17 protein-coding genes, 1 tRNA gene and 1 pseudogene are annotated in these 21,848 nt (G+C 67.5%); 9 read left to right on the top strand and 10 right to left on the bottom strand.

Features of this window, described 5'->3' with window-relative positions; all coding sequences use genetic code 11:
- Positions 1-22: 22 nt before the first annotated feature.
- Both NDW01_RS43410 and NDW01_RS41185 read left to right on the top strand, forming a co-directional pair.
- Entirely contained in the window at positions 23-4,300 is a 4,278-nt protein-coding gene (locus tag NDW01_RS43410) for a ricin-type beta-trefoil lectin domain protein (protein ID WP_256514422.1), read from the top strand.
- A 786-nt stretch (positions 4,301-5,086) separates the two neighbouring features.
- A tRNA-Lys gene (locus NDW01_RS41185) sits at positions 5,087-5,155 on the top strand.
- 586 nt (positions 5,156-5,741) lie between these two features.
- Here NDW01_RS41185 and NDW01_RS41180 read toward each other — a convergent pair.
- Complete coding sequence (locus NDW01_RS41180; protein ID WP_252829985.1) at positions 5,742-6,311, bottom strand: ImmA/IrrE family metallo-endopeptidase; 570 nt, start codon at positions 6,309-6,311, stop codon at positions 5,742-5,744.
- Positions 6,312-6,333: 22 nt separating this feature from the next.
- Positions 6,334-6,711: a helix-turn-helix domain-containing protein gene (locus tag NDW01_RS41175; RefSeq protein WP_252829984.1), complete on the bottom strand. Its 378-nt coding sequence runs from the start codon at positions 6,709-6,711 to the stop codon at positions 6,334-6,336.
- Between the two features lie 137 nt (positions 6,712-6,848).
- On the opposite strand from NDW01_RS41175, the gene NDW01_RS41170 reads away from it, so the two are divergent.
- The 5 genes and pseudogenes from NDW01_RS41170 to NDW01_RS41150 form a co-directional block, all read left to right on the top strand.
- Positions 6,849-7,109 (top strand): multiubiquitin domain-containing protein, encoded by a 261-nt coding sequence (locus tag NDW01_RS41170; protein WP_252829983.1) that lies wholly within the window; start codon positions 6,849-6,851, stop codon positions 7,107-7,109.
- Positions 7,084-8,253 (top strand): ThiF family adenylyltransferase, encoded by a 1,170-nt coding sequence (locus NDW01_RS41165; protein ID WP_252829981.1) that lies wholly within the window; start codon positions 7,084-7,086, stop codon positions 8,251-8,253. The genes NDW01_RS41170 and NDW01_RS41165 overlap by 26 nt, the downstream gene beginning before the upstream one ends.
- On the top strand, positions 8,250-8,702 hold the full coding sequence (locus tag NDW01_RS41160; protein ID WP_252829980.1) for a DUF6527 family protein: 453 nt from the start codon (positions 8,250-8,252) through the stop codon (positions 8,700-8,702). The genes NDW01_RS41165 and NDW01_RS41160 overlap by 4 nt, the downstream gene beginning before the upstream one ends.
- A 1,052-nt stretch (positions 8,703-9,754) precedes the next feature.
- The gene (locus NDW01_RS41155) at positions 9,755-10,951 is read left to right on the top strand and encodes an SGNH/GDSL hydrolase family protein (RefSeq protein WP_252829978.1); all 1,197 of its coding nucleotides are present in this window, start codon (positions 9,755-9,757) and stop codon (positions 10,949-10,951) included.
- A gap of 283 nt (positions 10,952-11,234) precedes the next feature.
- A pseudogene (locus NDW01_RS41150) lies at positions 11,235-11,768 on the top strand (Tn3 family transposase); the annotation flags it as partial.
- A 101-nt stretch (positions 11,769-11,869) separates the two neighbouring features.
- On the opposite strand, the gene NDW01_RS41145 reads toward NDW01_RS41150, so the two are convergent.
- The gene (locus tag NDW01_RS41145) at positions 11,870-13,354 is read right to left on the bottom strand and encodes an aldehyde dehydrogenase family protein (RefSeq protein WP_406567810.1); all 1,485 of its coding nucleotides are present in this window, start codon (positions 13,352-13,354) and stop codon (positions 11,870-11,872) included.
- Between the two features lie 124 nt (positions 13,355-13,478).
- Between NDW01_RS41145 and NDW01_RS41140 the strand changes: the two genes are divergently transcribed.
- The gene (locus tag NDW01_RS41140; RefSeq protein ID WP_252829975.1) at positions 13,479-14,363 is read left to right on the top strand and encodes a TetR/AcrR family transcriptional regulator; all 885 of its coding nucleotides are present in this window, start codon (positions 13,479-13,481) and stop codon (positions 14,361-14,363) included.
- Between the two features lie 71 nt (positions 14,364-14,434).
- On the opposite strand, the gene NDW01_RS44590 is transcribed toward NDW01_RS41140, so the two are convergent.
- The 6 genes from NDW01_RS44590 to NDW01_RS41110 all read right to left on the bottom strand — a co-directional run bounded on the left by NDW01_RS44590 (position 14,435) and on the right by NDW01_RS41110 (position 20,370).
- On the bottom strand, positions 14,435-14,659 hold the full coding sequence (locus NDW01_RS44590) for a hypothetical protein (RefSeq protein WP_406567809.1): 225 nt from the start codon (positions 14,657-14,659) through the stop codon (positions 14,435-14,437).
- Between the two features lie 719 nt (positions 14,660-15,378).
- Positions 15,379-15,522: a hypothetical protein gene (locus tag NDW01_RS41130; RefSeq protein WP_252829968.1), complete on the bottom strand. Its 144-nt coding sequence runs from the start codon at positions 15,520-15,522 to the stop codon at positions 15,379-15,381.
- A 462-nt stretch (positions 15,523-15,984) separates the two neighbouring features.
- Entirely contained in the window at positions 15,985-17,721 is a 1,737-nt protein-coding gene (locus NDW01_RS41125) for a pyruvate dehydrogenase (RefSeq protein WP_252829967.1), read from the bottom strand.
- Positions 17,722-17,735: 14 nt separating this feature from the next.
- Positions 17,736-19,028, bottom strand: a complete 1,293-nt coding sequence (locus tag NDW01_RS41120) for an acetyl-CoA hydrolase/transferase family protein (RefSeq protein ID WP_252829965.1) — start codon at positions 19,026-19,028, stop codon at positions 17,736-17,738.
- Positions 19,029-19,030: 2 nt separating this feature from the next.
- Entirely contained in the window at positions 19,031-19,837 is an 807-nt protein-coding gene (locus NDW01_RS41115) for an HpcH/HpaI aldolase/citrate lyase family protein (RefSeq protein WP_252829960.1), read from the bottom strand.
- Positions 19,834-20,370, bottom strand: a complete 537-nt coding sequence (locus tag NDW01_RS41110) for a MaoC family dehydratase (RefSeq protein WP_252829958.1) — start codon at positions 20,368-20,370, stop codon at positions 19,834-19,836. The genes NDW01_RS41115 and NDW01_RS41110 overlap by 4 nt, the downstream gene beginning before the upstream one ends.
- Before the next feature lie 119 nt (positions 20,371-20,489).
- Between NDW01_RS41110 and NDW01_RS41105 the strand changes: the two genes are divergently transcribed.
- Positions 20,490-21,377 carry a LysR family transcriptional regulator gene (locus tag NDW01_RS41105; protein WP_252829957.1) on the top strand — a complete coding sequence of 296 codons (888 nt, stop codon included), beginning with the start codon at positions 20,490-20,492 and terminating at the stop codon, positions 21,375-21,377.
- A 90-nt stretch (positions 21,378-21,467) separates the two neighbouring features.
- Here NDW01_RS41105 and NDW01_RS41100 read toward each other — a convergent pair whose 3' ends face one another.
- Positions 21,468-21,599, bottom strand: a complete 132-nt coding sequence (locus NDW01_RS41100; protein WP_252829956.1) for a P-loop NTPase fold protein — start codon at positions 21,597-21,599, stop codon at positions 21,468-21,470.
- Positions 21,600-21,848: the final 249 nt, after the last annotated feature.

The following is a 21,848-nucleotide window of genomic DNA, read 5'->3' as shown; positions in this document are numbered from 1 at the left end:
GCCGTGGAAGGGGCCCGCTACCGTGGCAAATGCATCGACCCGTCACCGCAGACCGATCCTGCGTCACTGCGGCACGCTGAGTTCGCTGGTCGCCGTCTTCACCGCGTGCGCGGTCGGTTTCTCCGGCAGCACGGCCGTTGCGGCCGTCTCCCGCCAGGACCATACAAAGACGACCGGATCGCCGCCGCTGACCGGGTCGGCGAAGGTAGCGCGCGAATCCACCCAAGCGCTCCGGCGGGCCGAAGCCACCGGGCAGAGTGTCCCGGTCACATCGCTGACCACGCCGACGTCCACCACGGTCGCCGACTCCGCGGGCACCTTCACCCTGACGCAAACCGCCGAGCCGGTCCGGGCCTGGCGTGACGGGACATGGAAGAACCTGGACGCGACCCTGCACGTCAATGCCGACCACACCGTGTCCCCGAACGTGACCACCAGCGGCCTGGTCCTGTCCGGCGGAGGCACCGGGCCGCTGGCGACCATGACCGCAACCGGCCACACGCTGTCGCTGTCCTGGCCCACGCCGCTGCCCACCCCGACCATCTCGGGCGCAACCGCGACCTACCCGTCGGTCCTCGACGGGGTCGATCTCGTGGTCACCGTCTCCCCTCAGGGCGGATTCAACGACACTCTCGTCGTCAAGACTCCGGCCGCCGCCGCCAATCCCCGGCTCGCCGGCTTAACGATGGCCACGGCGAGCAATGACCTGACGGTCACCGCCAATGCCGCAGGTGACCTGAAAGCCACCGCGGCCGGCGACGGCGAGCCGATCTTCACCGCCATCGCCCCGATGATGTGGGACTCGGCGACCACCGCCGGCCGATCCGGTGCGCAGGCACCCGCGGCATCGACCGTCACCGGACCGGGGCAGGGTGCGCACGTGGCACCGATCAAGACCACCGCTCAGCAGGCCGCCACCCCGCATACGGCGAATCCGAGCACGGCACACAGCGGTTCGATCAACCTGCGGCCCGACTCCGGACTGCTCACCGGCGCATCCACCGTGTTCCCGGTCTACATCGACCCAACCTGGGTGAGCCAGAACGCCGGATCCTCTCGTCAGGCGTGGGCCCAGACCGACACCATCAACAAATCCGCCGCGCACTGGAAACCCAGTGAACTGCAGAACGGATACTGCGGCTGGGACACCTGCTACCCCACCTTCACCGCCGAGTCCTACGTCCGGATGAGTGTCCCGTCCCAGCTGCAGGGCGCGCAGATCTACTCCTCCGAACTCGACCTGACCGTCGCCTACGGTCCGTACTCCTCCTGCTCCAGCGCACCCACCCCCGGCCTGGAACTGTGGTGGACCGGAGGCATCTCCTCCTCCACCACCTGGAACAACGCCCCGTCCTGGAAGCAGAAGATCAACACCCAGTACCCGCCCGCCTGCTCGGGCCAGAACGTCGGCTTCCCCATCACCTCCTTCATGCAGTCCCACGCCCAAGGCGCCTCCAGCCTGACCTTCGGCATCGCTGCCGCCTCCGAGTCGGACAAGGACGCCTGGAAACAGTTCCACGCCTCGACGCTGACGATGTCGACCACCTACGACCGCGCGCCCACGCTGCCCACCCACCCGGCGGCCTCGCCCGGCGGGCCGTGCCAGACCGGCGCGCCGTCCGCGACCATCATCGGCAACGACGACGTCACCTTCCAGACCGTCGCCTCCGACCCCGACGGCGGCCAGCTCGGCACCCAGTTCGTCGTCAAGAACTACGGCGGCTCCACCGTTTATGACTCCGGCGACGCCAAGACGGCCTCGACCGCGCTGACCTCGACCTCCGGCAAGGTGGTCAGTCTCACCATCAAACGCACCGTGATCCAAGGCTGGCATTCGGACGGGGCCACCAATGCCTACGCCTACTCCTGGTACACCCGATCCAGCGACGGCAAGCTGTACAGCCCCACCACCGGCACCGGTTCCTCCGGCAGCCCCTGTACCTTCACCTACGACCCCACCCAGCCCGCCGCCCCCGGCGTCGCCGTCACCACCGACAGCGACGGCAACGCCGGCGCACTCGGCCAAAGCGGCACCTTCACCCTCGCCCCCTGCGCGGACGCGCTGGCCGACCCTCCGGGAACCTGCACCGGCACGCCACCGAACCGCTACACCTACCAGATCAACTCCAGCCCGCCGCTGAGCGTGACCGCCACCGGTAGCGCCCAGACCGTCCAGGTTCCCCTCACCCACGCCGGGCCCAACACCCTGACCGTCTTTTCGATCTCCTCCGGCGGCAACCCCGGAGACTCCGCCTCCACCGACTTCACCGTCACCGGACCGGCCGCTCCCTACACCGACGGCGACATCGACGGCGATACCCATCCCGACCTGCTGGCCTCCGGCACCGGAAGCAACCCCGGCCTGTGGCTGGCCACCGGCGACGGCGCCGGGAACCTGAACGTCCCCACCGATATCGGCGCCGCAGGAACCGGGGTCGACACTGCCGGCACGCCCGCCGACTGGACCGGCGCCCAGGTCCTGCACGGCGACTTCACCGGCAACCACGTCCAAGACGTCATCGCCTACTACCCCACCGGCACCCACACCGGAACCAGCAGCATCCTGTACGGCAACGGCGACACCCTCCCCCTCGCCCCCGTCTCCGACAGCCAGCAGAACCTGCCTTCCGGCCAGTTCGCCGACTACTCCCTGAACGGCGACGGTGACAACCCCATCGACCTGGTCGCCGCCGGGAACGCCAGCCTCACCGGCACCGGCATCGCCGACCTGATCGGCATCACCGGCGATGCCACCAACGGCTACCAACTCGACCTGTACACCACCTGCGGCGGCTGTGACGCGACCGGCTACGGCTACTACCAGACCCTCGCCGGCCCCTCAGACTCCCCCGACGGCGCCAGCGACTGGAACAACTTCTCCCTGGCCACCGCCCAGCCCGGCGGCACCGCCGTGTTGTTCGCGCTGAAGAAGACCACCGGCGAACTGTGGGAGGCCACCAACCCCAGCCAGAACGCCGCCACCCCGATCGGCACCGCCACCTCCCAAGGTGGAACCTGGACCAAGATCACCGTCCCCTGGACCACCCCGCCGACCCTGGTCTCCGGCGACGTCACCACCACCGGCAACATCGAACTGTGGGCCCAGTCCGGCACCAACGCCACCCCCTACACCCTGTCCGGCACCACCCTGTCTAAGGGCACCACGGTCAGCCTGATCGCCCCGGACCACGAATGGCCGCTCACCACCAGCAGCGGACCGACCAGCAGCTGCACCGCGACCGTCTGCACCCCCGACACCCGCGGTGGCGCCGACATCCCGGCGACCGGCGGGGTCACCTTCCCCCCCGACTCCACCTACGGCACCGTCGCCGATTTCGATGGGACCGGCTACCTCACCGCTCCCGCGAACATGATCCACTCCTCCAACACGCTCACTCTCACCCTGTCCTTCCGCGCCGACCCCGGCAGCAACGGAATCCTGTTCTCCACCGGCAACGACACCCCCGACAAGGCCAACCCGGCGGCAATGCCCGTCATGTACATCGGCACCGACGGACGCCTGTACGCCCAATTCTGGAACGGCGCCGTCACCCCGATGATCTCCCCACAACCGGTCAACGACGGCCAATGGCACACCGCCACCCTCAACGCCTACGACGCCGGCGGCGGCGCCTACCACCAAGGCCTCTACCTCGACAACTACCCCCGCATCGGCATGGCCGGCCACGACCCCGTCAACAACGCAGACCCCCTCAACTTCATCGGCGCCGGCGTTTTCTCCCACAACACCAGCACCAAAACCTGGATCAACGCCCCCGGTGTCACCAGCACGAACCGCGCCAGCTACTTCAAAGGCCAGATCAGCCACGTCGCCTACTACAGCTACTACGTCACCACCGCCGAACTCGACGCCTGGTGGAACCCCGTCCCCATCACCGGCCCCATCATCTCCGGCCACTCCAGCAGCCTGTGCATCGACGACTCCCAGAGCCGAACCAACAACGGCAACAAAATCGAGATTTACAGCTGCACAAACAATCCAAATCAGAACTGGACCATCACCCCCGACGGGCCCGGAAACGCCATCAGCGTGACCATCAACGGCGTCACCAAATGCATGGACGTCACCGGCGACGGAACCACCGACCACACCCTCATCCAGCTCTACGACTGCAACGGCAGCCCCGGCGAAGACTGGCACCTGGACTCCAACGGACAACTGTGGAACCCCAACTCCAACCGATGCCTCGACGACCCCGGAGCCAGCACCACCAACGGCACCCAACTACAGATCTACGGCTGCAACCAGACCAACGCCCAATCCTGGACCGCCCCCTGACCGAGAACGGACATTCCCCCAAGGTGTCCCCACCTCGGGGGAATGCCTAAATGCCGGTCTCCCGACACGATCGTCGGCGTACTCGGCGACGGTCAGGTGCGGATCACCCCCACATGCGTGGGGAGCCCGGATCCATCTCCGCCAAGGCCCGGGTGACCTTCGGGTCACCCCCACGTGGGGGTGTTCCCATCCGACGCTCACCACCATGGCCGTTTCGTCGGTCCTCCCCACGCACGTGGGGGTGTTCCGCTTTCTGCGCCGATGCGAACCTCACGCACGTGAGGGTGCGCCAAGGGGCAGCTTGAGGCCCTCAAGCTGCCCCTTGGCGGGTCCTCCCCACGCATGGGAGATGATCCGGCGTTCCAGAAGTCGGGGACGCAGGGAGTAGCCCTGCGGTGAACGCCATATCGCCGTACCAGCAGGTACGTTTGCATGTACAACACTGCCGCCGCGACGGCAACGAGTACGACGACGCTAACGATCACCGTCTACCGAATCGCCTGCTCGGCGCTGAAGCCTCGGCCACGGCGATCTCTCCTGCGGAGAGCCTGGCAGAGATACGCGATCCTCAATGATCAGAAGGCAGCCGGAGGGTACTCGCACACCCTGGGCACCCTGCAAGGAATGCCCCCTCGCGCACCAATCACGGTTCGCCCACCACCAATGTCATCCGTGCATGTGCTCGCTGTGTGCTCGGATGCCATGAGACAGCGCATCAGTCGGCGACATTACCCGGCACCGGAACCGGCGGAGTCGCGGACGGACCGGCATAGTCTGGCAGTGAGAGCGTCGATCTGGCACGAGAGCAGCGGACTCTTAATCCGCGGGTTCGGGGTTCAAGTCCCTGGCGGCGCACCCGTCCTGACCTGGGCGTTCTCGGTTCCACCGGGAGCGCCCAGTGTCTGTTTTGGGGCGGTATGGCGACCACATGTGCTCCATGTGTGCTCGCGTGCCGTGATCTTGGTAAATCCGCCCCCGGCACCACCGAACCGCCCGGGCGTACGACCCGCCAGCCCACCGCCGACGAACCGGACCGGATCACATCTACGCCGCCCGAGACCCCCGGTGGCCAGCCCCTCACCGATCACCGGCGTAACCACGCAAGCCCATCCCGGCCAAGCCGCTCCCGCGAGGCGCATACCCAGGGACGATCTTCAGCCAGCCCAGACGGCCACCACCGCCCGCAAAACCTTGGCGTGAGCCTGGGCCCTGCTGTCGGGGTTCGGGTTGCCGAGAGATCGGCACGGCGGCTTCGGCGAACGGCCTGTGAAAACGGACCGAGAGTTATCCCGACACCGCGCCCGAGGCCGACTCAACTACCCTTGTTCACGCATCTGCGCTGCTAGTAGGCCGCCGAGTCCTTCGTGGCCCGGAAGATGAAGTCGAAGACCTGCCCGAGGCTTAAAGGGCGAGAGCATCGGCCAGAACGCTGTACTGGTGGTCAGCGTTGCTGGCGGATGACGGGGCTGGAGAAGCCGTACTTGCGGGCGGCTCGCTGGGCTCGCACGCGTTGTCCCTTCATCTGCATCTGGGCGAACTGGGGGCTCACGCCGTAGGCGTCGGCGACGCGCTGGTTGTCCCAGCCGGCGTAAGCCATGCGCGCTGCGGCGGCGAGCGGGATCAGGAGCTCGCCGGCCATGAAGGTCGCCTGCTTCTCCTGCTTGTCGTTGAACTGCCGCTTGTGGTTCTCACCGAAAATCACGCCGTCGAAGGGGTGCTCAAGGAGGTGGTGGCCGAGTTCATGGGCGATGTTCGAGCGGCGGCGGGCCGGGGCGTGCGTCTCGTTCTCGATGATGATCCGCGCGGTCCCGAACGGGACGAGCGCGGCAGACCAGGCGGAGGAGTCCTGCTCGGTGAAGTGGTGGAGCGCCTGAACGCCGAGGTCGTACTGGCGCAGATCGCTCAGCGTGTAGACCTTGATGCCGTGGGCCTCGGCTAGGGCATAAGGATCGAACCGGTCGGTCGCACTCAGGCCGAGTTCGGCCCGCTCCTCCTGCGCGACCTCGCGCATGAGTGCTTGTGTCCAGGCCACGTCACCGGCTCCGGCCGCCGCTTTCGGCGCGGAATCGGCGGGCGGCCGCGGCGATGACCTCTTCGAGATAGTCCACATCCTGCTCGGTGAGGTCACGGCGTGCCCGCAGGTGCGGGACCAAGGAGGCCACCAGCTCGGGCTCCTCGTCGCTGGCCGGCTCCGAGGTCACATAGAAGGTCTCGGCCGGCATCCGCAGCCACGTCGTCATCGCGGCGAAGGCCGTGACGTCGGGCTTGAGGTTATTGGCCATCCGCGAGATCGTCGAGGCGCTCACGCCGATCTCCTTAGCCAGCTGCCGCCACGAGAGGCCCTTCTCGGTGCGCGCCGCGTCCAGGGCGGCGTGCAGCGCCTTGACGTTCACGCTCAGGTTCTCGCTCATTACCCGCGTTCCTGACTTCTCGCACCGCTCAAAGTGTCGCTCACCTCTGCTACGGTAGCAGTGCTCGAAATTTCGAGCACTGGTCGATACTCGGCGCGGATTCGGCTGGCCTCTATACGCGCCGTAGGAATGATCTGATGGCACAGGACGACCACGGGCACAAGCCCGTCACGATCATCATCAACAGCCGGCCGTACCAGTGGGAGGACAAGGACATCTCCTTCGAGCAGCTCGTCGTGCTCGCCTTCCCGGACCGGCCGCCGACAGAGCAGGACACCTTCACCGTCCGCTACACCCGCGGCCCCGAGGGCCACGGTGCTGGCAGCCTCACGGCGGGCCACAGCGTGCACGTGAAGGAGGGCATGGTCTTCGATGTCGAGCGCACCTCTCGCTCGTGATCAGGACCTGTCCCGCCTGCTCGACGACGGGTATGACGTCGTCGTGCAGGCGGGGCACCTGCTCATCCAGCGCATCCCCTACCGCACACAGACCGGCACCGTCGAGTACGGAGTTCTGGCCTATCCGGTGACCATCAGCGGCGACCGCATCGTGTCCGGAACCGACCACCGCATCTGGTGGGTCGGGTCGGCGCCGTGCGACGAGCAGGGCCGGCGGCTCAGGATGGTCAACGACGAGATTCGGGACATCACCGACGGGCTGCGGGCATCCTTCATGCTCTCCAGCAAGCCGGCGCCGGACGGCTACCCCGATGAGTACTCCAAGGTGACCGCATACGTGCGGATGATCTCCCACCCGGCTCAGGCGCTAGACCCCGCCGTCACGGCCACTCCGGGCGCCGCCTGGCACGAGGTCGGGGACGACTCGGTGTTCGCCTACCGTGACACCGCCACCTCACGGGCCGGGCTCGCAGCCGTCAACCGCCGCTACCGCGGGCACCGTATCGCGATCGTCGGGCTGGGCGGGACCGGCGGTTACATCCTGGACCAGGTCGCCAAGACCGAGGTCGACACCATTCTGCTCATCGACGGCGACCACTTCGACAACCACAACGCCTTCAGGGCCCCTGGTGCCCCTGACCTGGAGACGCTGCGGGCACGCCCCAACAAGGCCGCCTACTTCAAGACGATCTACTCCAACATGCACCGGGGCATCACCGCGTGCGAGGAATTCCTCGATGAGGACAACCTCGATGTTCTGGAGGGGGCGAGCTTCGTGTTCCTATGCTCCGACAACGCGGCCGGCAAGCCCGCCGTCATGGACTGGCTGGAGGCCCGCGACGTGCCGTTCGTCGACGTTGGTATGGGCATCGAGGAAGTCGACGGGCACCTAACGGGGCTGCTGCGGACCTCCACAAGCCTGCCGGGGCACCGCGAACAGGTCCGGCGGCGGATCCCCGCATCGGCCCCCGAGCACGACGACTACGGCCGAAACATTCAGGTCGCCGACCTGAACGCTCTCAACGCTGTCCTGGCGATCGGCCGGTGGAAACGTCACCTCGGCGTCTACGCCGACGTCACACGCGAGACCTTCAGCACCTACTCGCTGATTACCAACGAGATCGCCAACGAGGACCGGATATGACCCTCATCGCCGCGCTCCGCCCCGAATTCGTCGACCACGTCCCGCCGGAGATGGAGCCCGGCGTGCTGTACGTCTCGATCCCCTACTCCACGTGCGGGCATCTATGCTGCTGCGGCTGCGGAGAGGAGGTCTTCACCTCACTGTCGCCGGCGCGGTGGACGCTGATCTACGACGGCGAGAACGTATCCCTCGATCCCTCGGTCGGCAACTGGGGACTGCCCTGCCAGTCGCACTACTGGGTCCGTGACGGCAGGGTTCGGTGGAGCCGCCGCTACACAGACCGCGAGATCGCTGACAACCGGCAGCGCGACCGCGCACGGCTCGACCGGCACCTGCGCGGAGACCGACCCGAGGAGCCCGAGTGGCGTGAGCAGCCTGAACGGTCCTCCGGAAAGACGCGGCCCGGCCTGGTGACCAGGTTCCGGAGACTGGGCGTACGGCGTCAATGAGCTCGCCGGACCGATACGCGGCGATGCTGTCGGTCGTCTCCTCGGTCGCCGATTGACAGACCGACCGGTACAGAAGGATGGTTGCCTGGCACTTCGTAGGCGAATGGCGAGCCGGTCGACGTCTGGAACTCCCGCCTCCTGCAACGATAAATGCGTGTCCGGATGAGTCCGACGTCGCACATGAAGCGCATCATGCACAATCCTTCGGCCCACGGCCAACCGGGCCGTGACCTGCGGCTTCCGAAATGCCCGAATTGAGGCCGGCCTGCTGCCTGTGGCTCCGAAGCTGCGGATTAAAATTCCACAGCTCCACAAGAAGCCCCTACTCGACGCGCTACCGCGTCCTATTCCACAGTTTTACTACGTGCCACTTGGTCCGCGTTCGCGATTCGTTCCACCTGTATCATCGCGACGGCGTACCGGGTGCTGCCGGGTGGTACCGCGACATACGAGCACCCACGGAGCACCCAAGCCGGTCGTTGGGCTTGGATGGCTATGCATCGCATCCACCTCTGAGCGCCCGCGCCCGATGCCATTTGTGGTTCTGCCGGGAAACCGTCAGCCGACCTAATCGAGCAGTGCTCACGCCGACCAGCGCTTGCCGGCGCGCAGGACCATCATGATCACGGCGCTCCGGCAGCCCCCTGAAGGTCCTCTGCCCGGGTCCTCACCGCACCTGTACGGGGTGTCCGACCGGATGGCCGTCGCACGGGCCGCGGGCGGGATCCGGCGGACCGTCTGGGGCTTGCTGCCCAGCTTTGTGCGTTGCCGTGGCCTCGAAACAGACGAGAAATGGACGAGTAGGAGCGCCGACACGGCATGGTGTCGCCGATTCTGCCGGAATGGCGGTGATGTCCTGGCGAGTGATGAACAATGCGCTATTCCGGCCGCCAGAAAACACTCTCCGCTCAGCCAATCTTGCCGTTGTCACTGTGCGGAATAATTTGGGTACGAGGCGTTCGCTGAACGCTGTCACCCTCCTCTCTCTATGGTTCCGAACCAGGCAGCGGAGGAACGACTCTCATCCTCATATCGCCTGGGAGGTTCCGTTCATGACAAAAGGCAAGAAACGCGCTGGTCTCGCCGCCCTCGCCACCGCCATCGCAGGGGTGCCGGCCGCCTACTCGGCCTGGGCACCCCAGGCCAGAGCCGTAGGCGAGGGGGCTCTCGCGCAACAGGGCGGGCCGGTGGCGGTGTCGCTGGGAGACAGCTTCATCTCCGGTGAGGCAGGCCGCTGGTGGGGCAACGGCGATCTCGCCGCGGCGGCGTTCTGCACCCGTGGCGGGACCGATCGCGCCGCCTACCGCGTCGCGGCCATCTGCCGCTATGACCCCAAGCGGGTCTATGACGACACCGCCGTCGATCCCCGACAGCCCACCACCACCGGATGCCACCGCTCGGATGTGGCCGAAATCAACGGCACCCGGCAGGTCGCGCTCACTCCGGTCAATCTGGCCTGCTCGGGAGCCGAGACCAAGCACATCCTCAGCGAGCCCTACAAGGAGAACAAGGCATCGCAGACGCGGCTACTGCAAACACTGGCCGCCACTCATCGGGTTAAGTTGATCGTGGTGTCGATCGGCGGCAACGACCTGAACGTGTCGGATGCCCTGCGCCACTGCACTGATCAGTACATGAACAGCAAGCCATCATGCGCCGCCGCAGGCGAGGGGAAACGCCTACTCGACCAACTACCGCAGGTCGCCACGAACGTCGGAAAAGCGATCGACAAGATCCGCCAGGTGATGAACGCGGCCGGATCACCCGCCGACAGCTACAAACTGATCTTGCAGTCCTACCCCTCTCCGGTACCGACCAGCGCCAAGGTGCGAGACATCTTCCCCGAAGCCGGAGGCGGCAAGACGACCAAGCGGACCCTTGTCGGCGGATGCCCACTGTGGAACGCCGACTTCGACCTCATGCACGACACTCTGACACCCGCAATCGACACGATGCTGCACAAGGTCGCCGCCAGCAGAAACGTGACCTTCCTCAGCATGCTCCACGCGCTGGACGGCCACGCCCTGTGCGAGAACGACACCCGCCAGGCAGGCCCTAGCGAAGACGCCGGCAAACTGGGCAGCCAGATGGAGTGGGTGCGCTACGGCACCGCCGGAATGAAGATCAGCCAGGGCTACCAGCAGGAGTCACTGCACCCCAACGCCTTCGCCCAGCAGTTCCAGGGCCGATGCCTGGCCGCTGCCTATCAAAACCCTTCGCTTACCCAAACCTGCAGCACTGCGACCTGACCCCGCCTCATCGAGGAAGAAAATCCTCGCAGATCCGGGCTCTTCCCGTTGTCACGCAGAGCTACTTCTCACCAATCGCACGAACACGAATGCAGGACCTATTCCGGCGGCACCCGCTCCAAAGACCTGACCAGCGAAGGAACCTCTACCTTGCGACCCAGGTCACGGTTAGGAGTCCAGGGCCTCCTGCCCATCCCCCCATCTGCATCTGAGATCGTCCCGGCACGGCCGCGCACCGCGCCGACTTCACCCGGCCCCCGCCGCCTGCGCGCGGCGCGGGCCGGTCACCAACCAGGTCCGCGCCCACGACCTGCTGCGCGTGTTCGGCCGCGAGGGCCGCCCCACCCCGCTGGGGCAGGCGTTCGCCGAGTATGGGCGGATCGCGAAGACCGAGCATCTAATGCGGGTGGTCGACCCGGTCGACCACACCGACCGCCGGCAGATGAACCGGCAGCTCACCGTGCAGGAGTCCCGGCACAAACTGGCCTGGGACGTGTGCCACGGCAAGCGTGGCACCATCCACCAGGCGTACCGCGAGGGGATGGAGGACCAGCTCGGCGCGCTCGGCCTGGTGCTGAACGCTGTGGTGCTGTGGACGACGCGGTACGTCGACGTTGCTGTCGCCCAGATGCGCGCTGAGGGGTACAAGATCCGGGACGAGGACATCGCCCGGCTGTCCCCGCTCAAGCACCGCAACCTCAACGTGCTGGGCCGCTACAGCTTCACTGCGTCCACCCCTGTTGGCGGCGGCCTGCGTCCGCTGCGCGACCCGGAGGCGCCCGAGCTGGATGAGGACGACGACAGCCAAGAGGGGTGAACGGTGTCCAATCCTCGTCGCCCGGCGGGACAGCTTGGCGCTGGTCCCTGCAGCGCGGCCTTGCGGGCGGGGCGCTGCAGGGGCCGGATGCGGTGCTGGGGTCAGAGGTTGACGACGACGGCTTTGGTCTCGGTGTAGGCGTCGATGACGTCGGTTCCGTGCTCCCTGCCTATGCCGGACTGCTTGAACCCGCCGAAGGGCAGCGGCCCGCTGCTCATCTGGTTGACGGTGTTGATCCATACGGTTCCGGCCTGGAGGCGGTCGGCCATGGTGTGGGCGCGGCTGAGGTCCGTGGTAAACACGGTGGCGGCCAGGCCGTAGACGGTGTCGTTGGCGATGCGCACCGCCTCTTCGACGTCACGGAACGGCAGCAGTGCGGCGACAGGACCGAAGATCTCTTCCTGGGCGATGCGCGAGGTGTTGTCCAGGCCGGTGACCAGGGTGGGGCCCACGAAGAGGTCGTCGGACTCTTCGCGGGTGTCACCGATGATGTTCCCGCCAGCCTGGCGGGCGAGGTCGATGTAGCTGGTGACCTTTTCGTAGTGGCCGCGGGAGGCCAGGGGGCCCATGAGAACCTGAGAGTCGAAGGGATCGCCGATGGGGATCTTGGCCATGTTCTCGGCGAGCAGGCGGGTGAACTCCTCGCGTATGGATTCCTGCACCAGGACGCGCGTGCCGGCCACGCACCCCTGGCCACTGCCCAAACAGAAGCCCAGCGCGGCGGACATCGCGGCCGCCTCCAGATCGGCGTCCTCGAAGACGATGAACGGCGACTTGCCGCCCAGCTCAAGGGTGACGCGCTTGAGGTCACGGGCGGAGGATTCCAGGACGTGCTTGCCCACGGCGGTGGACCCGGTGAAGCTGATCTTGTTGACGTCCGGGTGGGTGATCAGGGCCTCACCGGTGCTCTGGCCGGGGCCGGTTACGACGTTGAGGACGCCGTCGGGCAGGTCAGTGTGCTCGCGGACGAGTCCTGCCATGCGCAGCAGGCTCAGCGAGGTCTGCTCCGAGGGCTTGGCGACGACGGTGTTCCCGGTGGCCAGTGCGGGGGCGATCTTGTAGCCCATCTGCAGGAGGGGGCCGTTCCAGCCGGCGATCGCGACGACCACGCCCAGCGGGGAGCGTTTGGTGTACTGCAGTTGGCTGGGAGCAGAGGGTGCGGTGGCGCCATAGATCCGGGTCGGCCAGCCCGCGTAGTGGCGGTAGACCTCGACGGTGTGGTCGACCATCCAGCGCGTCAGCGCCACCGGTCCGCCCATCTCCAGGGAGTCCAGGGTGGCCAGCTCATCGGCGTTCGCCTCGATGACGTCGGCGATCTGGTACAGCACGCGGCTGCGCTGTTCGGGGCCGATTGCCCCCCAGGCCGGATCTTCGAAGGCGCGGCGTGCCACCACCACGGCCGCATCGACATCGTCGCGCCCAGCGACGGCGACTGTGGTGAGGTCGGCACCGGTCATCGGGTCGACAGTAGCCATGGTCCCGCCGTCGGCAGCGGGCCGTTCACGGCCGTCGATGAACAGGCCGTGCGGCCGCGTCGCAAACGTAGGGGAAGGCCGGGCCGTAGCGGGGGCAGAGGGGGTGTTCATAGCGAGGGAACCTCTTTCAGTGGACGTACTGGACACCGCGTCGTGCGCGGAGCACCCGTTACGGGCTGGATCAGAGCGTCTCCCACCCTCAGGCTGTGGCCGCTGTTGTGACCACCCACCAGCGGTGTCCGTTTCGCTCTTACAGGCAGCCTATACCAGGTTGGCAGTCACTGCCAATCCGATACAGGCTGCCCAATTGGCGGTCTCCGCTAAATGGGGCGATGAACAGCACGAGGCTGCCGTCGGTCTGGGAGCGGTCGCGTCAGATGGCGCGCGAGGAGATCAAGGCCGCTGCACTCAGCTGTTCATCTCGCAAGGGTTCGAACGGACGACCATCGCGCTCGCCGAGGAGGCGGGCCTCTCCCAGCGCACGCTCTTCCGCTACTTCGGCACCAAGGAGGAGTTGGTCTGCGGAGAGCAGGACGAGCTGGGTGAGCTGTTCGTGCAACTGGCGGCCGAGCAGTCCGATAATGCATCCGTCTGGCAGGTGTTGCGCGACGGCTTCGTCACGGTCCTGACCGCCAACCACTCGCTGGAGCAGACGCTGCGCATCAGCACGCTCATCTTCCGCACCCCCGCGCTGCACTCCAGCTACACCCAAAAACGTCTGGGCTGGGCGGTCAGCCTCATGCCGGTGATCCGCGAACGCCTGCTCGCCCACGGCAGCGAGGCAAGCCGCGTCGATCACGAGGCCCGCACCGTCATCGCCGTTGCTTTCGCCGGCGCCGACGCTTCGGGACCTGGAGCGCGACACGCGGAGAGGCCGACGTGGTCGCTCTCTACGACCAGTCCTTCGATCTCGCGCGCTCCGCCCCGATGCTCCGTAGTCCGTGACCGCCCCCATGGCGAGGATCGGCGCACGACTCGTCGGCAGGGAGGCCCGGTTCGCGCAAACGGTCCTTTGCCCGAGCAAGATCGAATGCGGACCGCCGGACGCCTGCTGATCTTCGATCGGTTCTCGACGGCCCGAACGGTTGCACGGCGGGGCGTGACACCGGCCCTGGCCTGAGCGCGTTCGCGGACCGCTGTGAGCAAACGCCCGCCTGATCAGGCAGAACGCCGCAGGGGCCGACACGATCGTCAGGTCGATGAACAGGCCCAGCTCGGTGGCCAGCGCGCACGCCGCCTCGCGCATCGTCTACCGATGTGGTGGCTGATCTGGTAGCAGCATCGCCCGCGGCTTACGGTCAGGCGGCCGCCGTTGCGTTCGATGACCCGGCGGGAGCCGATGTTCGTCTCGGCGCAGACCAGGACGACCGGATCGACGCCGAGGTCGAAGGCGGCCGGAAGGACGGCGGCCAGCATCGCGGTGGCGTGTCCTTGGCGACGGCGGCTGCAGGCACGCGGTGAGGATCCGCAGGTGGTCGCCGGTGGTGTTGTCGGGTAGCCCCGGTGCATTGCTGCACCGGGGCCCCTCAGAACCGTGCCACGGATGCCCGGAAAGCGGGCCCGTCCGGTTTGGATGGAGGCAGCACGGAAAAGGATCAGCGTACCCGGCACCTCGGCGCGCGGCCGGCCCTACCCAGAGTGCGAAGAACGAGTTCCGCCTGGACCAGTACGGCCCGTCGTTACGTGGGCTGATACCGGCAGATCACGCTCCCCATGCTCGTCCACGCCTTCCTTGCGGTAATGGCCGTGCAGGAGCGTGAAAAGGGGGTGACCAGGCCGACACACCCGACCTCGTAGATCTCACGCCAGCCGAAATCCGTCGTCTGCTGGCAACTCAACTCCGCCGCCATCCTGCCCGCCGCGACCACGCGATGAACTGGTCCCGATGGCGGCGTCGCCACCAGGCACGAGCCCGACGCTGTCATCACATTGGCGCGGGCACCCGTTGGTGGGACAGCCGGCTCAAGACCGTCCCACGCTTGCCCAACCCCCCGCTACACTCCCCACCGCCAGGCCGTTGGCGAGTAGCCGGGAGGGATCTCACCTCCCACACTGTTGTCCGCGGCCATCGCGTAACCACTCTCCTTCGTGTCTTGGTCGACTTCGAAGGGATCTACGCGATGGCCGTCCTCACTTCACGACGCCACGCCTATCACCAGCGGAAACTCGTACACCACCTCCGTGGACGCAACCACCGTCCCCTTCGTATCCAGCAGGACTATCGCCCCGCCGACTTCCTGGAAAGCCGGCTGGGTTGCAGGGAGCGTCGAACTGTTCATCGATCCATCCTTCGGTGACCCCCGCGTCTGTGTCCCCGCCGGTTGTCCGGCCGCTTGCTCGCACGCCGCTCACCGGCCGTTGCGGCGCTGTCACCCCAGCGCCGCGGCCTACACCTGCCGCACTGGCTGGCGCCGCGGGGTTTCAACGTGCTCGCCAGTGCCTTCCCCGAACCCGTGGGCTTTCCGGAGGTCTCCGGACCACGCCCTAAGAAGCGACCGAGCGGTATCGCATTCTGGGCAGCAGCACGGACAACGGCAGCCCCGGCGTGGCACCGGGCGATCGGCATTCAGCAATCGCCGGGCCGAGTACGCAGCGCATCGGTGGCCACGCCTCGCAAGGCCGACCAGAAGGAAGCACCCCTCAGACCGGTCAGGTGGGTGACAGGCCCCGGGAAGGCATCGACATCGCCGCACTGGCAGACATGAGCGTCTCCACGTTCCAGGAACAGGACGACGCGGCGTTCAGGGCCGTGGGATGTTGCGGATGTTGCTGCGGGCCAGATCGAGCATGCGGCCGACCCCGCCGTCGAGGACTGTGCGTGTGGAGGCGAGCGCGAAGCCGCGCACCTGTTGGGCGGTGATGTGCGGGGGGAGGGAGAGGGCGTTGGGGTCGGTGCGGACGTCCACCAGGAAGGGCCGGGGTGAGGAGAATGCCTTGGCCAGGGCGGGGCGGACCTCGGTCGGATCGTCGACGGCGATCGAGTCGAGCCCGCAGGCGGCCGCGATGGCGGCGTAGTCCACCGCGCCGTGGTCGGTGGCGAAGTACGGGTAGCCGGAGACCATCATCTCCAGGCGGATCATGCCGAGCGAGCCGTTGTTGAACACCACCGCGGTGAGCGGCAGGTTCCGTTCGCGGGTGGTCAGCAGTTCGCCCAGGAGCATGGACAGGCCGCCGTCGCCGGACAGGGAGACCACCTGCCGGGCGGGAGCGGCGGTCTGGGCGCCGATCGCCTGCGGCAGGGCGTTGGCCATCGAGCCGTGCCGGAACGAGCCGATCACCCGGCGGTGCAGGGACGGTGTGAGGTAGCGCGCAGCCCACACATTGCACATGCCGGTGTCGACGGTGAAGATCGCGTCGGCGGCGGCGAGATCGTCGATCTGGGCGGCGACGAACTCCGGGTGGATGGGGCGCATCGTGTCGATGCCGCGGGTGTACGCGGCTACGACGTGCTCCAGGGCCTTGGCGTGGCGGCTCAGCATTCGGTCCAGGAAACGCCGGTCGGTCTTGGCCTTCAGCAGAGGCAGGACCGCCCGGATCGTCGCGCCGGTGTCACCGGTCACGCCGAGGTCGAGTGGGGTGCGCCGACCCAGGCGGGAGGCGTCCCGGTCGATCTGGACGGTGTGGCTGCCCGGCAGGAAGGTGTCGTAGGGGAAGTCCGTGCCCAGCAGGAGGAGCAGGTCCGCTTCGTGCATGGCGTCGTAGCAGGCGCCGTAGCCGAGCAGGCCGCTCATGCCGACGTCGTAGGGGTTGTCGTACTGGATCCACTCCTTGCCGCCGAGCGAGTGGCCGATCGGAGCGTTGAGCGTTTCGGCGAGTTGGAGCACCTCCTTGCGGGCGTCGCGGATCCCCGCTCCGGCGAAGAGGGTCACGGTTCTGGCCTTGTTAATGCGTTCGGCCAGCTCGCGGATGTCCTCTGCCGCCGGGAGTCCGGCCGGCGTGCCGTACACGAGGGGGCTTGTACCGGTCGGGTGTGCCGCGGGCCGAGTCCCGATGTCGCCGGGGATCGTAATGACAGAGACTCCGCTTCTGCCGACTGCGGTCTGCATGGCGATGCGCAGCAGCCGCGGCATCTGCTCGGCGCTGTTGACCATTTCGGAGAAGTGGCTGCAGTCGGCGAACACCCGCTCCGGGTGGGTCTCCTGGAAGTAGCTGGTGCCGATCTGGCCCGAGGGGATGTGGGAGGCGATCGCCAGCACGGGGGCACCGCTGCGGTGCGCGTCGTACAGGCCCTGGATGAGGTGGGTGTTGCCGGGGCCGCAGCTTCCGGCACAGACCGCGAGTCTCCCGGTGATCTGCGCCTCGGCGGAGGCGGCGAAGGCAGCGGCCTCCTCGTTGTGGGTGTGCACCCACTCGAAGTCCGGGTGTCGGCGGATGGCGTCCGCAACCGGGTTGAGGCTGTCGCCTACCAGGCCGTAGATCCGGCGCACGCCGACGGCGTGGAGCACGTCGATGAGCTGCTCTGCGACGGTGGTGGACATGTGAGGGTCCCTCCTCAGTGGAGAAGCCCGGTCTTGCGGGCGTTGAAGCGCAGTTCGTCCCGGTGGTCGGGGTGCGCGATGGCAATGAGGCGGCGGGCTCGTTCGTGGAGGCTGGCGCCGCGCAGGTTCGCGACCCCGTACTCGGTGACGACGTGGTCGACGGTGTTCTTCAGGGTGGTGACCACGCTGCCCGGAGTCAGCGTGGAGCGGATCCGGCCGCGCCCCGAACTCGTGGTGGACCGCAGGACCAGGAACGCCTTGCCGCCCTCGGAGTACATGGCGCCGCGGGCGAAGTCGGCCTGCCCGCCGGAGGAGGACCAGTAGCGTCCGGCGATGGTCTCGCTGGCGGCCTGACCCATCAGATCGACCTCGGTGGTCGCGTTGATCGACACGAATTTCGGCTCGGTCGCCACGACACGCGGATCGTTGGTCCAGTTCACCGGCATCATCTGCACCGCAGTGTTGTGGTCGAGCCAGCGCATCAACTCCGGGGTGCCCACGCAGAATGTCGTGACGTGCTTGCCCGGGAAGTTGCGCTTGCGCATGCCCGTGGCCGCTCCGCTTTCGACGAGGTGCATCAGCCCGTCCGAGAGGCACTCGGTGTGGATGCCCAGGTCCTTATGGCCGCTCAGAGCGTTCAGGAGAGCGTCGGGGATGGAGCCGACCCCGACCTGGAGGCAGGCGCCGTTGGGGATCAGCTCCGCGATGTGGCCCGCGATGGCCCCGTCCTGCGGTGCGGGCGCGCGGTGGGAGACCTTCGGGAACCCGGCGTCGGTCTTGATCCAGCCCGCGATCTGGCTGCCGTGGAGCTGGTTCTGTCCATAGGTGAACGGCTGCTGCTCGGTGACCTCAAGGAAGAAGGGGACTTCGCCGATGAAGGCCGCGGCGTAGTCGGCGTTGGTGCCCAGACTGAAGTAGCCGTGCTCGTCGGGCCCGCTGGCACGGGCGATAACCAGGTCGGGCCGGATCCGGCGCAGCAGCAGGGGCATCTCGGAGAAATGATTGGGCACGAGGTCGCACTGACCGTCCCAGAAGGCCTGGCGCGAGCCGGGACCGAGGAAGTAGTCGACGTGATGCAGATGCTTGCCGTAGGTGCCCTGGATGTAGGACCGGGTCGCGTAGGGGTCCATGCGGTGTATCTGGACGCCGTCGAGTTCTTCGGCATGGGCTTCGATGGTGTCGAGGAGGGTGGGGGGTTCGCCGAAGCCGATCGGCACGACGACCCTTGCGTCCCTGCGGATCCATCGCAGTACGTCGGCGGGGTCGCCGGGGATCAGCCCGCCGACGCGTTCCGGCACGATTGTCATGATCACTTCTCCTGTTCGGCGGTGACGATGCGCTTGGCGAGTTCGAGGCGAGGGCGGTCGATCATTTCGCCGCCGACCCGGACGGCGGCGCCGTGGCTGTGCTCGGCGGCGGACACGACGGCACGGGCCCAGGCCGCCTGCTCACGGGTGTAGCCGAACGCCTCGTTGACGGCGGAGACCTGACGGGGATGGATGCACAGCTTCCCGCCGAACCCGGCCGCCCGGGCCTGCTCGGCCTGGACACGCGTGATCAGGGCATCGTCGAGCTGCATGTCCGGCCCGTCCAGCGGGCCTTTCAGCCCAGCCGCCCGGGCGGCGAAGACCAGCCGGCTGCGCGGATACGCCCATGCCAAGGGGTCATCGCCGAGTCCCGCATCAAGCCGCAGGTCCGCCGAGCCGAGGGCAAGGGCCACCACCCCGGCTGCCCGCGCGATGTGCCAGGCGTTCTCCACACCGCACGCAGTCTCGATGAGTGCGACGACGCCGACTCCGGCCAGTGCGGCGGTCTCCTCGACGTCCGCGGCGCTCTCGGTCTTGGGCAGGACCACACCGAGCAGGCCGTGGCTGCTCGCCAGGGCGCCGACGTCGTCCGCCCAGTATCCTGACCGGCGGTCGTTGATCCGGATCCACGCCCGGTGGCCCTGCGCCAGCCACGCCAGCACGCTCTTGCGCGCCTGGGGCTTGGCGTCGGGCGCGACCGCGTCCTCGAGATCGAGGATCACCGCGTCAGCCCCGGAGGCGACGGCCTTGGGAAACCGTTCCGGCCGGTGGCCGGGTGTGAACAGCCAGCTGCGGGCATCCACGTTCATGCGTCCACCCCGGCTTCCTTCGGCGCGGGCACGCCGGCGGGACCGTTTCCGCGCCGGAAGACCATCAACGTGCGCAGGAAGCTGATGACGACGGTGCCGTCCTGGTTGTAGCCCACGGTCTTCACCCGGACGATGCCGGCCTCGGGATGGGATTTGCTCTCCCGCGCCATGAGCACCGTGGACTGCGAGTAGATCGTGTCGCCCTCGAAGACGGGGGCGGGCAACCGCACCTCGTCCCACCCGAGGTTCGCGAACACGTGCTGACTCACGTCCGTCACCGACTGCCCGGTAACGAGCGCGAGGGTGAACGTCGAGTCGACCAGCGGCCGTTTCCAGGCCGTCTGCGCCGCGTAGTGCGCGTCGAAGTGCAGGGGCGCGGTGTTCTGTGTGAGCAGCGTCAGCCAGGAGTTGTCGGTCTGGGTGATGGTCCGGCCCAACGGGTGGCGGTAGACATCGCCGACGGTGAAGTCCTCGAAATACCGGCCGTCCCAACCGGGCACCAGACGCCCGCCCTGTTCGGTCATCTCGGTCATCGCGGGGTTTCTCGCTTTCGACTCGGGTTCCTTCGACGACTCCACACTGGTCGCCTTCATTCGATACATCCAATAATGTTTTGACTGTGATTGATTCAGATAAGGATTGGTTGGCGCTGATGGCCCCCAATCTGGCGATTGCCGTGGCGGTGCTCGAGGAAGAGCACGTGACGCGTGCCGCCAACCGGCTCGGGGTGCCCCAGCCGACGGTGAGCCACGCCCTGCGCCGAATGAACGACACCATCGGGGCGCCGCTGGTTCAGCGGGTCGGCCGCGGGGTCGTGCCGACCGCAGCCGGCCGGGCCTTCCTGCCAGCCGCACGCGAGGCGCTCGCCACCCTGCGCGCGGCGCGCCAGGAGCTGGCAGATGTCATCGACCCAGAGCGGGGGCAGGTCTGCCTCGGCTTCCTGCACACCCTCGGCGTGCGCGACGTCCCCCGGCTGCTCGACGCCTTCCTCGCCGCCCACCCGGACGTGCGCTTCGCCCTCACCCAAGGCCCGGCGCTGGCCCTTCTCGACCGGATGCGTGCCGGGGAGATCGACGTCGTCATCACCGCGCCCATCCCCGAGGACAAGACCCTGCACTCGGTCGTCCTGCGCGACGAGCAACTGTTCCTTGCGGTCCCCGCCTGGCACAGGCTGGCTCAGCGGGAGACGGTCGAACTCCGCCAGGCCGCGGGCGAGCGGTTCATTGCCCTGACCTTGGGGCACGGGCTGCGGCAGGTGTTCGACGAGATGTGCGCGGCTGCGGGATTCGAGGCGGATCTCGCCTTTGAGGGCGAGGACGTGGCCACCCTCCGCGGCCTCGTCAGCACCGGTCTCGGAGTCGCTGTGCTCCCGGGCAGCCCGGCACCTGACGAAGGCGTCACCTACATGTCCATCGGGCATCCTCCGGCACACCGCCTGCTGGGCGGGGTCTGGCCCGCCACACGGCGGCTCCCGCCTCCTGCACGGCGGTTCACCGAGTTCCTCACCCAGTCCGGCCGCGAGGTCCTCTGCGAGAGGTGACCCCTTCGGCGTCCCTGTTGGGGCAACCGGCCACCTGCAGAGCCGCACGGCTGACGGACGATCAGCGGAGCGGACCAGCCGAGCACACGATCACACGTTCGACAGGTGGCCGACTAGGCGGATGAGCTTGAAGACGACCAGCAGTTCCTCGGGGGCGAGCCGGTCTAGATCGTCCATGACCACCAGAACCGGCAGGGCGGCCTGGATGGCGCGCAGCGACACCAGCAGCGTGGCACTGGAGGACGTTGGGTGCCCGGGCTCGGCACCATGAGAGCAGTCTGGTTCTGCCCTAAACCGGGTTGTGGTCGGGACAGATCCCTATGTGACGTATAAGGGCCCGATCCGCCTCCTACGCTGCATTCCACGGTGGTCCGCCAACCGCCGTACGGTTCGATTTCTTCGCGGGGTGGGCATGAGCGTTACGGAACCGGCCGAGGACGTCCTCAGCACCGAGTTCGGGTGCGGGCTGCT

This window comes from Actinoallomurus soli, assembly GCF_024055715.1.
GTDB lineage: Bacteria > Actinomycetota > Actinomycetes > Streptosporangiales > Streptosporangiaceae > Actinoallomurus > Actinoallomurus soli.
The sequence above is the reverse complement of the archived record's forward strand: the minus strand, read 5'-3'. Positions and strand labels throughout refer to the sequence as shown.

Bases quoted from the DNA above. Each gene is read 5' to 3' on its own strand.
- NDW01_RS41145 (WP_406567810.1), bottom strand. From the start codon at position 13,354: ATGAACACCCCCTCTGCCCCCGCTACGGCCCGGCCTTCCCCTACGTTT.
- NDW01_RS41110 (WP_252829958.1), bottom strand. From the start codon at position 20,370: ATGACCGAGATGACCGAACAGGGCGGGCGTCTGGTGCCCGGTTGGGAC.
- NDW01_RS41125 (WP_252829967.1), bottom strand. From the start codon at position 17,721: ATGTCCACCACCGTCGCAGAGCAGCTCATCGACGTGCTCCACGCCGTC.
- NDW01_RS41160 (WP_252829980.1), top strand. From the start codon at position 8,250: ATGACCCTCATCGCCGCGCTCCGCCCCGAATTCGTCGACCACGTCCCG.
- NDW01_RS41120 (WP_252829965.1), bottom strand. From the start codon at position 19,028: ATGACAATCGTGCCGGAACGCGTCGGCGGGCTGATCCCCGGCGACCCC.
- NDW01_RS41175 (WP_252829984.1), bottom strand. From the start codon at position 6,711: ATGAGCGAGAACCTGAGCGTGAACGTCAAGGCGCTGCACGCCGCCCTG.
- NDW01_RS41170 (WP_252829983.1), top strand. From the start codon at position 6,849: ATGGCACAGGACGACCACGGGCACAAGCCCGTCACGATCATCATCAAC.
- NDW01_RS41115 (WP_252829960.1), bottom strand. From the start codon at position 19,837: ATGAACGTGGATGCCCGCAGCTGGCTGTTCACACCCGGCCACCGGCCG.
- NDW01_RS41105 (WP_252829957.1), top strand. From the start codon at position 20,490: ATGGCCCCCAATCTGGCGATTGCCGTGGCGGTGCTCGAGGAAGAGCAC.
- NDW01_RS41180 (WP_252829985.1), bottom strand. From the start codon at position 6,311: ATGCGCGAGGTCGCGCAGGAGGAGCGGGCCGAACTCGGCCTGAGTGCG.
- NDW01_RS44590 (WP_406567809.1), bottom strand. From the start codon at position 14,659: ATGCTGGCCGCCGTCCTTCCGGCCGCCTTCGACCTCGGCGTCGATCCG.
- NDW01_RS41130 (WP_252829968.1), bottom strand. From the start codon at position 15,522: ATGAACAGTTCGACGCTCCCTGCAACCCAGCCGGCTTTCCAGGAAGTC.
- NDW01_RS41155 (WP_252829978.1), top strand. From the start codon at position 9,755: ATGACAAAAGGCAAGAAACGCGCTGGTCTCGCCGCCCTCGCCACCGCC.
- NDW01_RS41165 (WP_252829981.1), top strand. From the start codon at position 7,084: ATGTCGAGCGCACCTCTCGCTCGTGATCAGGACCTGTCCCGCCTGCTC.